Here is a 12,461-nt window from a genome sequence, read left to right as displayed (position 1 = left end):
GCCGGGTCAGCCGGGGACCGGGGCACCGACCGGCCGGGGAGCGGCCGACGTCGGCGCGCCCTCCGCCGGGGCGAGCCGCACGGCGACCCCCGGCGCGAGCCCCAGCGACCTGGCCTCCGCGCGGGTCACGACGACGGACACCACCTCGTCCTCGGTGGCCACCTCGGCGCGCACCTCGAAGCCCACGCGCGTCGTGCGGGTCACGACCCCCGTCACGGGGCCGCCCCGGCGGGACGGCGTCGCGCCGCCCACCGTGCCGTCCGCGGCGCCGTCGGGCAGCACCTCGACGTGCACGTCGTGCGGTCGCACGAGCACGCCGCCGAGGCGCGTCACCGGTCCGAGGAAGCCCATGACGAAGTCGTTCGCGGGGCGGTCGTAGAGGTCGTCGGGCGTGCCGACCTGCTCGATGCGTCCCTCGTTGACGACGACGATCTCGTCGGCGACCTCGAGCGCCTCCTCCTGGTCGTGGGTGACGAACACCGTGGTCACGGGGATCTCGTCGTGCAGGCGGCGCAGCCAGTCGCGCAGCTCCTTGCGGACCTTGGCGTCGAGCGCGCCGAACGGCTCGTCGAGCAGGAGGACGCTCGGCCGGATCGCGAGGGCGCGCGCGAGCGCCATGCGCTGGCGCTGCCCGCCGGAGAGCTGCGACGGCAGCCGGTGCGCGAAGCTCTCGAGGTGCACGAGGCGCAGGAGCTCGTCGACGCGCTCGGCGATCTCGGCCTTCGGCGTGCGCCGGATCTCGAGCCCGAACGCCACGTTCCGTGCGACGGTCAGGTGCTTGAACGCCGCGTAGTGCTGGAAGACGAAGCCCACGTTGCGGCGTCGGGCCGGCAGGTTCGTCGCGTCGCGGCCCTCGATCTCGATCTCGCCGGAGTCGGGCACCTCGAGCCCGGCGACGACGCGCAGGAGCGTCGACTTGCCGCCCCCGCTCGGACCGAGCAGCGCGGTGAGCCGACCGGTGGGGACGGACACGGAGACGTCGTCGAGCGCGACGAAGTCGCCGAAGGTCTTGCGGACGTTGCGGATCTCGATGCTCATGCGTCGGCCTCCGTGGGGGCGGCGGTGCGAGGGGAGGGGCGTGCGGGGCGGCGGGTGCGGGGCCCGGCGGCGTCGTCGGACCGGAGGAAGGTCACCGCGACGATGCACGCGACGGACACGGACGCGAGGAGGAACGCGACGGCGTAGGCCGTGCCCTGCTCGAAGTCCTGGTAGCGCTGCTCGACGAGGAGCGTGGACGTCTGGGTCCGACCCTCGAAGTTGCCGGACACCACCTTGACGGCGCCGAACTCGCCGAGCGCCCGGGCGAGCGTGAGCACGACGCCGTAGACGACCGCCCACTTGATGGCGGGCAGGGTGATGCGCCGGAAGGTCTGGAACCAGCTCGCCCCGAGGCTCGTCGCGGCGAGCTCCTCGTCGGTGCCGAGCTCCGTGAGCACGGGCACGACCTCGCGGATCACGAGCGGGAGGCACACGAACGCCGTCGCGAGGACGATGCCGGGCGGCGCGAAGATCACCTGGAGCCCGGCGTCCTCGAGCGCACCGCCGAACCAGCCGTTCTTGCCGTACACGAGGACGAGCGAGAGCCCGACGACGATGGGCGAGACCGAGAGCGGGAGGTCGAGCAGGGCGTTGAGGAGCGCCTTGCCCGGGAAGTCGTAGCGCACGATGAGCATCGAGATCCCGACGCCGAAGACCGTGTTGATCAGCACGACCTGCACCGCGACCGCTGCGGTGAGCTGGAGCGCGAAGACGACGGACGGGTCGGCGAGCGCACGCTGGAACGTCTCGAGCCCGTCGGCGAACGCGCCGCGCACGACGAGCGAGACCGGCCACCCGACGAGCAGCACCAGGTAGACGACCACGACGGTGCGCAGCGTGCGACGCACCCAGGGGGAGCTATCCACGGCGGACCACCCTGCGCTGGAGGAGCTGGATCGTCGCGATGACGAGGAGGGACACGAGCAGGAGCACCGACGCGACGGCCGCGGCCTGCTCGGGCTGGCCGTTCTCCAGGTAGGCGAGGATCCGCACGGAGCCGACCTCGGTGCGCATCGGCAGGTTCCCGGAGAGCAGGACGAGCGCGCCGTACTCGCTGATCGCGCGCGCGAACGACAGCGCCGCTCCCGCGGTGATCGCGGGGGCGAGCGCGGGGAGGATCACGCGACGGAAGGTCGTGAGGCGGGTCGCGCCGAGCGACGCGGCCGCCTCCTCGACGTCGCGGTCGAGCTCGGCGAGCACGGGCTGCACGCTGCGCACCACGAAGGGCAGGGTGACGAAGAGGAACGCGAGGAAGACGGCGGCGCGCGTGTTCGCGACGTCGATCCCGAGCGGTCCCGACGGCCCGTACAGCGCGAGCAGCACGAGCCCGGCGACGATCGTCGGGAGCGCGAACGGGATGTCGATGAGCACCTCGAGGAGCCGCTTCCCGGGGAACCGGTCGCGCACGAGGACCCACGCGATGAGCGTGCCCATGACGACGTTCACGGCCGTCACGGCGAGCGCCTGCGTGACCGTGAGCGTCAGCGCCGCGGCGGTCTGCGGCTGCGTGACCGCGGCGACGAAGGCGGGCCAGCCGCCGACCGACGTCTCGACGAGCACGGCGACCAGCGGGACGAGCGCGAGCGCCGAGAACCACACGAGCGCGATCCCGAGCCCCAGGCCGGAGGCGGCGGTCAGGCGGTAGGGGCCGTTGGGCGTCCGACGTGCCCGGCGGACCCGGCGCGGCCGGGACGCGGCCGGAGCCGGGCGGCGCTCGCGCGCCGCCCGGCCCGGTCGTTCAGCGAGGGTCGAGGACACGGGTCACTGCTTCCCGGTCTCGGCCTGGATCTCGGTCACCAGGCCCTCGTCACCGAAGAACTTGTCGTTCGTGGCCGACCAGCCGCCGAAGTCGTCGGCGATGGTGAGCAGCGTCGGGACGGTGGGGAACGGGTCGCTCGGGTCGTTGGCGCCCTCGACCTCGAAGTCGACGTCCCCGGTCAGGGGGCGGAAGCCCACGTGCGCGAACGCCTCCTGGCCCTCGGGCGTGAGGACGAAGTCGAGGTAGCTCTGCGCCTTGGGGTCGGCGTCGACCGTCACCGCGGCCGGGTTCTCGATGAGGAGCGTCTGGTCCGGGACCACGTAGTCGAACGTCTCGCCGTTCTGCCGCGCGAGGATCGCCTCGTTCTCGTAGGAGAGCAGGACGTCGCCGGTGCCGGACGTGAAGGCGGTGGTCGCGTCGCGGCCGCTGCCCGGGAGCGCGACGGCGTTGGTGAAGAACTTCCGCAGGTACTCGGTCGCGTCCTCCTCCGAGCCGCCGTTCGCGATGACGCTGCCCCACCCGGCGAGGATGTTCCAGCGGGCCGAGCCCGACGAGCCAGGGTTCGGGGTGACGATCTCGACGCCGGGCTGGACGATGTCCTCCCAGCCCTGGATGTTCTTCGGGTTGCCCTCGCGTACCACGAGCACGACGACGGACTGGCTGACGATGCCCTTGTTCTCGCCCGCGTTCCAGTCCTCGGCGACGAGGCCTGCGTCGACGAGGCGCGTGACGTCGCCCTCGAGGGAGAAGTGCACGTAGTCGGCCTCCAGGCCGTCGGCGACGGCGCGGCTCTGGTCGCCGGAGGCGCCGTACGACGTCTCCCACGTGACGCCCCGGCCGTCCTCGGTCTCGCCCCACAGCTCCTGCGCGGCGTCGTTGCCCGCCTTGGGCACGGCGAAGCCGACGAGCGAGAGGGTCGCGGGCTCGACGTCGGACCCTGCGTCGCCGCTCGCGTCACCACCGCCGGAACCGTCGACGGCGGTCGGCGCGCAGGCGGTGAGGACCAGGGCGGTGGCTGCCGCGGCAGCCGCGAGAGTGATCGTCGTCCGGAGGCGTCGCATGGTGTCGTCCTTCGTCGGGGTCCCGGGAGTCCGGGAGCGGGTGGTCGAGCAGGGCGGCCGGGCAGCCGGCGTGATACTGGACTGCCACGGTCGGGTAAGTCGAGATTCAAGCGCGGCGTTCCCACGCAGCGAAACCCCTGACCGACAGGTGGGACGACGTAACGCCATCGTGAACGGTCGTCCCGACGGCGCCGTGGTCGCGCGCGACGGCGCCCGTCCGCATGACCTCGCGCTTCGGTCCGGACGCGCCTGCTGTGGGACACTGAGGTACGTGGCCCCCCGCGGAGATGGACTTCTCAACCACGACCTCATGCCCGGCGAGAAAGGCCCCCAGGACGCCTGTGGCGTCTTCGGTGTCTGGGCGCCCGGCGAAGAGGTCGCCAAGCTCGCCTACTTCGGGCTGTACGCGTTGCAGCACCGAGGCCAGGAGTCGGCCGGCATCGCCACCAGCAACGGTGAGCAGATCCTGGTCTACAAGGACATGGGGCTCGTCTCCCAGGTGTTCGACGAGACGGCCCTCAACGCCCTGACGGGGCACATCGCCGTCGGGCACTGCCGGTACTCGACCACGGGTGGCGTGACGTGGGAGAACGCCCAGCCGACGCTCGGCGCCACCGCGTCCGGGACCGTCGCGCTCGGGCACAACGGCAACCTCACCAACTCCGCGGAGCTCGTCAACCTCGTCGCGGAGCGCTACGGGAACCAGCGCCGCGGCGAGCTGGCGCGAGGCAACACCACGGACACGGCGCTCGTCACCGCGCTCCTCGCGGGCGACGCCGACCACACGCTCGAGGCCACGGCGCTCGAGGTGCTCCCGCGGCTGCGCGGCGCCTTCTCGCTCGTCTTCATGGACGAGCGCACCCTGTACGCCGCGCGCGACCCGCAGGGCGTGCGCCCGCTCGTCCTCGGCCGCCTCGAGCGCGGCTGGGTCGTGGCGAGCGAGACGCCGGCGCTCGACATCGTCGGCGCGTCGTTCGTGCGCGAGGTCGAGCCGGGTGAGCTCATCGCGATCGACGCGGACGGCCTGCGCTCCCAGCGCTTCGCGCCCGCCGAGCGCGCGGGCTGCGTCTTCGAGTACGTCTACCTCGCGCGCCCCGACACGTCGATCAACGGCCGCTCGGTGCACGCCGCCCGCGTCGAGATGGGCCGCCAGCTCGCGCGCGAGCACTCCGTCGAGGCCGACCTCGTCATCCCCGTCCCCGAGTCCGGCACGCCTGCTGCCGTGGGCTACGCCGCCGAGTCCGGCATCCCGTTCGGCCAGGGGCTGACCAAGAACGCCTACGTCGGGCGCACGTTCATCCAGCCGTCGGACACGCTGCGCCAGCTCGGCATCCGGCTCAAGCTCAACCCGCTGCGCGACGTCATCCGCGGCAAGCGCCTCGTCGTCGTCGACGACTCGATCGTGCGCGGCAACACGCAGCGCGCGCTCATCCGCATGCTCCGCGAGGCCGGGGCGGCCGAGGTGCACGTGCGCATCAGCTCGCCGCCCGTGAAGTGGCCGTGCTTCTACGGCATCGACTTCGCGTCCCGCGCCGAGCTCATCGCCAACGGGCTCTCGCCCGACGAGATCGGGCAGTCGCTCGGCGCCGACAGCCTGGGCTACATCTCGACCGAGGGCATGATCGCGGCGACCGAGCAGCCGTCGTCCCAGCTCTGCACGGCGTGCTTCACCGGGAAGTACCCCATCGAGCTGCCGCCGGACGACCAGCTCGGCAAGCACCTCCTCGAGCAGGCCGAGCTCCCGCTCGGGGCACCCGAGGACGGGCTGCGCAGCCTGTCGGTGACCGCCGGCGGTGCCGGCGCGCTCCAGCACCCGTGAGCCCACACCTCCATCCGACCCCGGACCACCAGCACCACCGGCGCGCGCGCCGCGACACCTCCTTGGAGCCGACACCGTGACTGCCGACTCGCCCCAGACGGGCCTCACCTACGCCGCCGCGGGCGTCGACACCGAGGCCGGTGACAAGGCCGTCGAGCTCATGAAGGACGCCGTGCGCCGCACCCACGGGCCGCAGGTCCTCGGCGGCGTGGGTGGCTTCGCGGGCCTCTACGACTTCTCCGAGGTCGCGACCTACCGCCGCCCCCTGCTCGCGACGTCGACCGACGGCGTGGGCACCAAGGTCGCGATCGCCCAGGCGCTCGACGTCCACGACACGATCGGGTTCGACCTCGTCGGCATGGTCGTGGACGACATCGTCGTGGTGGGCGCCAAGCCGCTGTTCATGACGGACTACATCGCGTGCGGAAAGGTCGTGCCGGAGCGCATCGCGGGCATCGTCCGCGGCATCGCGGCGGCCTGCGAGGTCGCCGGCACGGCGCTCGTCGGTGGCGAGACCGCCGAGCACCCGGGTCTGCTCGGCCAGGACGAGTACGACGTCGCCGGTGCCGCCACGGGGGTCGTCGAGGCCGACCGGCTGCTGGGCCCGGACCGCGTGCGCGAGGGCGACGTGCTCGTGGGCATGGCCTCGTCCGGCCTGCACTCGAACGGGTACTCGCTCGTGCGCGCCGTGCTCAAGCACGCGGGCTGGGGCCTCGAGCGCCACGTGGACGAGCTCGGGCGCACGGTCGGCGAGGAGCTCCTCGAGCCCACGCGCGTGTACGCGAGCGACTGCCTCGCGCTGGCCGCCGACGACGCCGCGCAGGTCCACGCGTTCACTCACGTCACGGGCGGCGGGCTCGCCGCCAACCTCGCGCGCGTCCTGCCCGCCGGGCTCGTCGGCGTCGTGGACCGCGCGAGCTGGGACGTCCCGCCGGTCTTCCGCCTCGTCCGCGAGCTGGGCGGCGTGCCGCGCGGCGACCTCGAGAACACGCTCAACCTCGGCGTCGGCATGGTCGCCGTGGTCGGTGCCGACGGCGTCGACGCGGCGCTCGCGCGCTGCGCCGCGCTCGGTGTCCCCGCATGGGTGCTCGGCACGGTCGAGGCCTTCGACCCGACGGCGGTCTCCGACGTCGCCGACGGCGATCTCGTCGCGGGCACCAAGGGCGTCCAGGCGGGCGCCGTGCGCCTCGTCGGCGACTACCGCGCCTGACCTCCGGTGCCCCGGGCGGGGGCGGCGCCTGCCGACCCGCTCGGGGGAGGCCGCTCCCGCGGCCGGGCCCGACCACGTGAGAGCACGACGGCGGTCACGGTGCGGAGCCCTCGAGGCGAGCGGGACCACGGCGGGCCGGTGCGTGAGGGATGCACGGGTCAGGTCACGAACGACGACCGCGCCGTCGCCTACCGGAGCAGGCGACGGCGCAGTCGAGGTCGAGATGCTTCCGCGGCAGACCGCGGCGATGAAAGGTGGTCGACGACCGTCAGCGGTCGTCGGACCAGTCGTTGTAGCGCTGGTCGTAGCGCTCGAGGTCGTCCGCCGACTCGGCGCCGAAGCGCGAGTCCGTCACGACATCCGTGTGGCTGTGACCGGTGAGCTCTTGCTCGAGCGCACTGTAGTTCGTCTCGGGGCTGTAGTACTTCAGCGCGCGAGCGACCTTGGTCTGCTTTGCCTTCTGACGGCCGCGGCCCATGGCTCCGACCCCCTCAACGTAGAAGCGGGGCGGCTACGTACTCAGACGTGCGGCCCCGGGGTGTAGTTTCGTCTGTTCAGGGTCCAACGGTACATGCTCGGGGCCTATTCCATCCACTCAGAAGACCGTGACGGGCCGTGGACGTGCCTACCGTCACACAGTCTCCACGAGCGGGGGAGCGGCCCGGCGCGGTACGAGGCGCGGCGCGCGGCCGAGGAGCCCGGCCCGCACCGCTCGTAAGCCGCACGAGCGCCTATCCGGCCGATCCGACCATAGGCGGCCTAATTCACCCGTCCGTCAAGTCGCCCGAAATCCGCATGCTGCGACAATGGAGGGTACTGGCGTCGTGCTGTCGTCGTGATCCGGGGTATCTGCCGGACCAGCGCGTACCAGGAGGAGGTGTCGTGATGTCCATGCACGGAGAGTCCGAGGTTCTGCTCACGCCCGCCGAGGTCGCCAGCCTGTTCCGCGTCGACCCCAAGACGGTCACCCGCTGGGCGAAGGCGGGCAAGCTCTCGTCGATCCGTACGCTCGGGGGGCACCGCCGCTACCGCGAGTCCGAGGTCCGGGCGCTGCTCGGCGCCGCCAGCGAGCCCGCGGAGGGCACCGACAAGTCCTGAGCCGACCGCGCGCCGCGCCGCCGGCACGGCCGGCGCGTCGGATCGGCAGGCAGGAAGACGCCCCGGCACGCACGCACCGGGGCGAACGCTCGACGGAGACTACGAGCGCCGGCGCAGGATCGCCGCCGTGACGAGCGCGACGCCCGCCACCACGGCACCCAGCAGCAGCTTGACGTTGCGCGACCGGTCGGGGTCCTCCTCCGGCAACCCGCCCCCGGTGAGGAACGCGCCCGTGTCCGACGCCGCCTGCTTCGCCTGCTGGGCCGCCGCCTTCGCCTGAACGCGGGGGTCCAGCCGGGTCGTGAGCTCGTCGATCGTCCCCGCGAGCTCGGCGCGCGTGCGCGCGATCTCGTCCTCGAGCTGGGACTGGGACAGCGGGGGCACCGGGGCCCCGTCGGTTCCGCTCACGGGCGCAGTCCTTCCTTGATGGTGGCCACGTCTTCCTTGATGCTGTCGACCGCACCGGTCGGGGTCGGCGGGACGCCGCGCTGGAGCTGCTTGACGCCGACGAACGCGAGCGTACCGGCGACGAGCACGAGGGCGAGGCCGACGATCAGTGCGGCGAGCCACAGCGGCATGACGGTCGCAAGACCCTCCATCGCCGAGTGGAGGAGGAAGCCGAGGCCGTAGAGGACGAGCACCCCGCCCACGACGAGCAGGCCGATGCCGATGCCGGCGTGCTTGGCCTTGGTGGTGAGCTCCGCCTTCGCGAGCGCGATCTCGGACCGGACGAGGCGCGTGGCCTGCTCGGACAAGCGCTCCACGAGCTGCCCGACCGTCGGCTTCTGCTCCTCGGGCGGGATGCGCCCGTCGATCCAGTCGCTCATCTCTCCGCCTTTCCGCAGGTGACCCCACCACTCAACCGGCACCCGGGGCGGCGCGCAACTCCCCGCGGGCGGGCACCGGACGCGGAGAGGGAGCCGTGCGACGTCGTCGCCGAGATGCAGAAGACCCCCGCCCGGATCCCGGGCGGGGGTCTCTTCGGTGGCTCCGACCGGCGTCGATCCGGTGACCTTTCGATTTTCAGTCGAACGCTCTACCAACTGAGCTACAGAGCCATGGGGGAAGAGCCCGGCCGGCCGATGCCGACCGGGCTCTTCGCCTCACGCGACCCTGACGGGACTTGAACCCGCGACCTCCGCCGTGACAGGGCGGCGCGCTAACCAACTGCGCTACAGGGCCTTGCTGTTCTTCGCGAGACACACCTTAACACCAGAGGACCCGGTGGTTTTCACCAGTGAACCTGGTGGTGTGGTGGCCCGCTTTCGAACCGAGAGGATCGTACCGTACCGATGAGCCGATCCGTAAATCCGCTGGTGGTCACCGGTCCCGGTGCGATCTCGCGTACCCCCAACGGGATTCGAACCCGTGCTACCGCCGTGAAAGGGCGGGGTCCTAGGCCGCTAGACGATGGGGGCTCAGGAACGTGCGCCAGTGTACAGCGGCGGGACCGTGGCTTCCCGGTCGGGGTCGCGCCGGGGCGGTGGTGCGCCCGCTGCCGGGCCGTTGCTCCTGCCGGCGTCGTGGACGGGGGAGGATGGTCTCGTGGTGGAGATGACGCGGGCCGAGTTCGAGGACGCCGTGCGGGACGGGCTCGACCTCGTCCCCGAGGACCTCGCGGCGCAGATGGACAACGTCGTGGTGCTCGTCGAGGACGACGCGCCCGCCGACGACCCCGACCTCCTGGGTCTCTACGAGGGCGTGCCCCTCACCGAGCGGGACCACATGTGGGCGGCGGGCGCCCTGCCCGACCGCATCACGATCTTCCGCAACCCCACCCTCGCGATCTGCGACACGCGCGAGGACGTGGTCGAGGAGGTGGCGGTGACGGTCGTCCACGAGATCGCGCACCACTTCGGCATCGACGACGATCGGCTGCACGAGCTCGGCTGGGACTGAGCCCGGGCGGCGCCCGGGTTCCGCTCGCTACGATCGGGAGGTGACGACGAGCGCCGCGAGCGATCCCCGGCATGACGGCGCGCACGACCACGAGGCCGTCGCGCGCCTGCTCCACGCGCTCGCCGACCCGAGCCGGCTCGCGATCGTGCACCTGCTCACCGGCGCCGAGCGGCGCGTCGTCGACCTGACGCGCGAGCTCGGGCTCGCGCAGTCGACGGTCTCCGCGCACCTGACGACCCTGCGCGAGGTGGGCGTGGTCGCCGTCCGGCGCGAGGGGCGCTCGTCCTGGTACCGGCTCGTGCGGCCGGAGGTGGCGCACCTGCTCGCCGACGCGGAGCACGTCGCGCTCGCTCCCTGACCTGCGCGGGTGACGCGCAACACGGCTCAGCCGTTCTGGCATTCATCGTCAATCACCGATATCATCGTCATGCAACGATGAATGGAGGGGTCATGGGAGCCGGGCACGACCACGGCGCGGGGGGTGCAGCGCCCGACCACCGCGCGCGGCTCGCGGTCGCCTTCGGGATCACCGCGACGATCCTCGTCGCGCAGGCCGTCGGAGCGGTCCTCACGGGGAGCCTCGCGCTCCTCACGGACACGGCGCACATGCTCACCGACGCGACGGGGCTGGCCGTCGCGCTCGTCGCCGCGTCGCTCGTGCTCCGGCCGGCGACCAAGCGCCGCACCTGGGGCTTTCGCCGCGTCGAGGTGCTCGCGGCCCTCGCGCAGGCGGCGCTCCTCCTCGCGGTCGGCGCGTACGCCGTCGTCGAGGGTGCTCGACGCCTGTTCTCGCCGCCGGACGTCCCCTCGTCGGAGCTCCTCGTCTTCGGGATCGTCGGCCTCGTCGGCAACGTCGTCGCGATCGCCGTCCTCGCGTCCGGGCGCCGCGCGAACCTCAACCTGCGCGCGGCGTTCCTGGAGGTCGTCAACGACGCCCTGGGGTCGGTCGGGGTGATCGTGGCCGCCGTCGTCATCGCGACGACCGGGTACCAGCAGGCGGACGCGATCGCCGGCCTGTTCATCGCGCTCCTCATCGTCCCCCGTGCCTTCCGCCTCCTGCGCGAGGCGACGGCGGTGCTCATGGAGTTCACGCCGGAGGGGCTGGACCTCGACGACGTCCGGGCGCACATCCTCTCGCTCGACCACGTCGAGGACGTGCACGACCTCCATGCGTCCACCGTCGCGACGGGACTGCCGACCATCTCGGCGCACGTCGTGGTCGACGACGCGTGCTTCCGGGACGGGCACGCGCTCGAGATCACCGAGCGGGTCCGCTCGTGCGTCGCGCACCACTTCCCGGTCTCCGTCGAGCACTCGACGTTCCAGCTCGAGACGGCCGCCCTGCGCGACCGCGAGGCGCACGGCCACGCCTGAGCGCGCGGCACGACGCGCCGAGCCCGGGGGTGACCCCGCGCTCGCCGTCCGAGCCGGGTGGCAACGCCGGGTTCGGCGCCGCGGGGGTGGCGCTCGCCCCCACTAGGGTGGGTCTCATGACGATCCTCGTGACCGGCGGAGCCGGGTACATCGGCGCGCACGTGGTGCGCCTTCTCCAGGAGCGCGGCGAGAAGGTGGTCGTGGTCGACGACCTCAGCACCGGTCGCGCGGACCGTGTCGGCGGCGCGACGCTCGTCGAGGTCGACGTCGCGGCGCCCGAGGCCGTGGACGTGCTGACGCGCGCCCTCACCGAGCACGACGTGCGCGCGGTGATCCACTTCGCGGCACGCAAGCAGGTGGGGGAGTCGGTCGAGAAGCCGGCCTGGTACTACCAGCAGAACGTCGGCGGTTTCACCAACCTCGTCACCGCGATGCAGGCGGCCGGCGTGGACCGGCTGGTCTTCTCGTCGTCCGCGGCGACGTACGGCATGCCGTCGGTCTCCCTCGTCGAGGAGAAGCTGCACGCCGAGCCGATCAACCCGTACGGCGAGACCAAGCTCGTCGGCGAGTGGCTCGGTCGCGCGGCCGGTCGCGCGTGGGGCCTGCGGTTCGTCGCGCTGCGCTACTTCAACGTGGCCGGCGCAGGCTGGCCCGAGCTCGGCGACCCCGCCGTCCTCAACCTCGTCCCCATGGTGCTCGACCGCCTGGAGCGCGGCGAGCAGCCCAAGATCTTCGGCGACGACTACCCGACGCCGGACGGCACCTGCATCCGCGACTACATCCACGTCCTGGATCTCGCGCACGCGCACCTCGCGGCGCTCGGGTACCTCGACGTCGACGAGCGCCCGTTCGACGTGTTCAACGTCGGGACCGGTCAGGGGTCGTCGGTGCGTGAGGTGATCGACGAGATCGGGCGCGTGAGCGGGCTCGACGTCACGCCGGAGGTCCTCCCGCGCCGTGCGGGCGACCCGCCGCAGCTCGTCGGCGACCCGCGCCGGATCAACGAGCTCTTCGGCTGGCGGGCGACGAAGGGGCTGCCCGAGATCATCTCCTCGGCCTGGGACGCCTGGCAGGCGGGCCCCCGTCGTATCGACGTCGCGGCGGCCGGCCGGCCGGAGGGCACACACGAGGTGTGAACGACGGCATCCCGTGCGATCCTTTATTCCTCAGCATGCTGAGGAATGACCGGGGAGGGGCCCCGGC

The 12,461-nt window shown here is 72.5% G+C and carries 14 protein-coding genes and 3 tRNA genes; 7 read left to right on the top strand and 10 right to left on the bottom strand.

Translation table 11 applies throughout. The features are described 5' to 3' along the window. Nucleotides 1–6: 6 nt before the first annotated feature. From AC6CH9_RS01780 to AC6CH9_RS01765, 4 genes are read right to left on the bottom strand one after another with little or no spacing between them, the layout of a single operon-like run. The gene (locus tag AC6CH9_RS01780; protein WP_498153364.1) at nucleotides 7–1,038 is read right to left on the bottom strand and encodes a sulfate/molybdate ABC transporter ATP-binding protein; all 1,032 of its coding nucleotides are present in this window, start codon (nucleotides 1,036–1,038) and stop codon (nucleotides 7–9) included. Then, on the bottom strand, nucleotides 1,035–1,904 hold the full coding sequence (locus tag AC6CH9_RS01775) for a sulfate ABC transporter permease (protein WP_498153363.1): 870 nt from the start codon (nucleotides 1,902–1,904) through the stop codon (nucleotides 1,035–1,037). Before AC6CH9_RS01775 ends, AC6CH9_RS01780 begins: the two co-directional genes overlap by 4 nt. After that, nucleotides 1,897–2,796 (bottom strand): sulfate ABC transporter permease subunit CysT, encoded by a 900-nt coding sequence (cysT, locus tag AC6CH9_RS01770; protein WP_498153362.1) that lies wholly within the window; start codon nucleotides 2,794–2,796, stop codon nucleotides 1,897–1,899. Before cysT ends, AC6CH9_RS01775 begins: the two co-directional genes overlap by 8 nt. Before the next feature lie 3 nt (nucleotides 2,797–2,799). Then, complete coding sequence (locus tag AC6CH9_RS01765; protein WP_498153361.1) at nucleotides 2,800–3,858, bottom strand: sulfate ABC transporter substrate-binding protein; 1,059 nt, start codon at nucleotides 3,856–3,858, stop codon at nucleotides 2,800–2,802. A 271-nt stretch (nucleotides 3,859–4,129) separates the two neighbouring features. Here AC6CH9_RS01765 and purF point away from each other — a divergent pair, with 271 nt between their 5' ends. Continuing rightward, nucleotides 4,130–5,677, top strand: coding sequence for an amidophosphoribosyltransferase (gene purF / locus AC6CH9_RS01760; RefSeq protein WP_047231361.1), 1,548 nt, complete (start codon nucleotides 4,130–4,132; stop codon nucleotides 5,675–5,677). A 76-nt stretch (nucleotides 5,678–5,753) separates the two neighbouring features. Beyond that, nucleotides 5,754–6,887, top strand: a complete 1,134-nt coding sequence (purM, locus tag AC6CH9_RS01755; protein ID WP_498153360.1) for a phosphoribosylformylglycinamidine cyclo-ligase — start codon at nucleotides 5,754–5,756, stop codon at nucleotides 6,885–6,887. A 268-nt stretch (nucleotides 6,888–7,155) separates the two neighbouring features. On the opposite strand, the gene AC6CH9_RS01750 is transcribed toward purM, so the two are convergent. After that, the gene (locus AC6CH9_RS01750) at nucleotides 7,156–7,365 is read right to left on the bottom strand and encodes a DUF3073 domain-containing protein (RefSeq protein WP_154799469.1); all 210 of its coding nucleotides are present in this window, start codon (nucleotides 7,363–7,365) and stop codon (nucleotides 7,156–7,158) included. A gap of 407 nt (nucleotides 7,366–7,772) precedes the next feature. On the opposite strand from AC6CH9_RS01750, the gene AC6CH9_RS01745 reads away from it, so the two are divergent. Beyond that, on the top strand, nucleotides 7,773–7,985 hold the full coding sequence (locus AC6CH9_RS01745; RefSeq protein ID WP_024839011.1) for a BldC family transcriptional regulator: 213 nt from the start codon (nucleotides 7,773–7,775) through the stop codon (nucleotides 7,983–7,985). 99 nt (nucleotides 7,986–8,084) lie between these two features. Here AC6CH9_RS01745 and AC6CH9_RS01740 read toward each other — a convergent pair whose 3' ends face one another. From AC6CH9_RS01740 to AC6CH9_RS01720, 5 genes are all read right to left on the bottom strand, one after another. Next, a complete protein-coding gene (locus tag AC6CH9_RS01740; protein WP_253055232.1) occupies nucleotides 8,085–8,393 on the bottom strand; it encodes a DUF3618 domain-containing protein in 309 nt (102 codons plus the stop codon). Continuing rightward, nucleotides 8,390–8,812: a phage holin family protein gene (locus tag AC6CH9_RS01735; protein ID WP_498153359.1), complete on the bottom strand. Its 423-nt coding sequence runs from the start codon at nucleotides 8,810–8,812 to the stop codon at nucleotides 8,390–8,392. The genes AC6CH9_RS01740 and AC6CH9_RS01735 overlap by 4 nt, the downstream gene beginning before the upstream one ends. 158 nt (nucleotides 8,813–8,970) lie before the next feature. Beyond that, a tRNA-Phe gene (locus AC6CH9_RS01730) sits at nucleotides 8,971–9,043 on the bottom strand. Nucleotides 9,044–9,093: 50 nt separating this feature from the next. Next, nucleotides 9,094–9,167, bottom strand: a tRNA-Asp gene (locus AC6CH9_RS01725). A gap of 163 nt (nucleotides 9,168–9,330) precedes the next feature. Beyond that, nucleotides 9,331–9,403: transfer RNA gene (locus tag AC6CH9_RS01720), tRNA-Glu, on the bottom strand. 136 nt (nucleotides 9,404–9,539) lie between these two features. Between AC6CH9_RS01720 and AC6CH9_RS01715 the strand changes: the two genes are divergently transcribed. From AC6CH9_RS01715 to galE, 4 genes are all read left to right on the top strand, one after another. Next, nucleotides 9,540–9,884, top strand: coding sequence for a metallopeptidase family protein (locus tag AC6CH9_RS01715; protein ID WP_172819993.1), 345 nt, complete (start codon nucleotides 9,540–9,542; stop codon nucleotides 9,882–9,884). Nucleotides 9,885–9,924: 40 nt separating this feature from the next. Further along, nucleotides 9,925–10,242, top strand: a complete 318-nt coding sequence (locus AC6CH9_RS01710) for an ArsR/SmtB family transcription factor (RefSeq protein WP_064315011.1) — start codon at nucleotides 9,925–9,927, stop codon at nucleotides 10,240–10,242. Between the two features lie 92 nt (nucleotides 10,243–10,334). Then, entirely contained in the window at nucleotides 10,335–11,258 is a 924-nt protein-coding gene (locus AC6CH9_RS01705) for a cation diffusion facilitator family transporter (RefSeq protein WP_498153358.1), read from the top strand. 116 nt (nucleotides 11,259–11,374) lie between these two features. Then, complete coding sequence (galE, locus tag AC6CH9_RS01700; RefSeq protein ID WP_498153357.1) at nucleotides 11,375–12,394, top strand: UDP-glucose 4-epimerase GalE; 1,020 nt, start codon at nucleotides 11,375–11,377, stop codon at nucleotides 12,392–12,394. Nucleotides 12,395–12,461: the final 67 nt, after the last annotated feature.

The organism is Cellulosimicrobium sp. GQ32 (assembly GCF_059758455.1).
This window is presented reverse-complemented; position numbering and strand designations above follow the sequence as displayed.

What these genes read in the sequence shown, in the direction of transcription:
- AC6CH9_RS01745 (WP_024839011.1), top strand. Translation starts at nt 7,773, where the DNA reads ATGTCCATGCACGGAGAGTCCGAGGTTCTGCTCACGCCCGCCGAGGTC.
- AC6CH9_RS01715 (WP_172819993.1), top strand. Translation starts at nt 9,540, where the DNA reads ATGACGCGGGCCGAGTTCGAGGACGCCGTGCGGGACGGGCTCGACCTC.
- AC6CH9_RS01780 (WP_498153364.1), bottom strand. Translation starts at nt 1,038, where the DNA reads ATGAGCATCGAGATCCGCAACGTCCGCAAGACCTTCGGCGACTTCGTC.
- AC6CH9_RS01750 (WP_154799469.1), bottom strand. Translation starts at nt 7,365, where the DNA reads ATGGGCCGCGGCCGTCAGAAGGCAAAGCAGACCAAGGTCGCTCGCGCG.
- AC6CH9_RS01705 (WP_498153358.1), top strand. Translation starts at nt 10,335, where the DNA reads ATGGGAGCCGGGCACGACCACGGCGCGGGGGGTGCAGCGCCCGACCAC.
- galE (WP_498153357.1), top strand. Translation starts at nt 11,375, where the DNA reads ATGACGATCCTCGTGACCGGCGGAGCCGGGTACATCGGCGCGCACGTG.
- AC6CH9_RS01765 (WP_498153361.1), bottom strand. Translation starts at nt 3,858, where the DNA reads ATGCGACGCCTCCGGACGACGATCACTCTCGCGGCTGCCGCGGCAGCC.
- AC6CH9_RS01735 (WP_498153359.1), bottom strand. Translation starts at nt 8,812, where the DNA reads ATGAGCGACTGGATCGACGGGCGCATCCCGCCCGAGGAGCAGAAGCCG.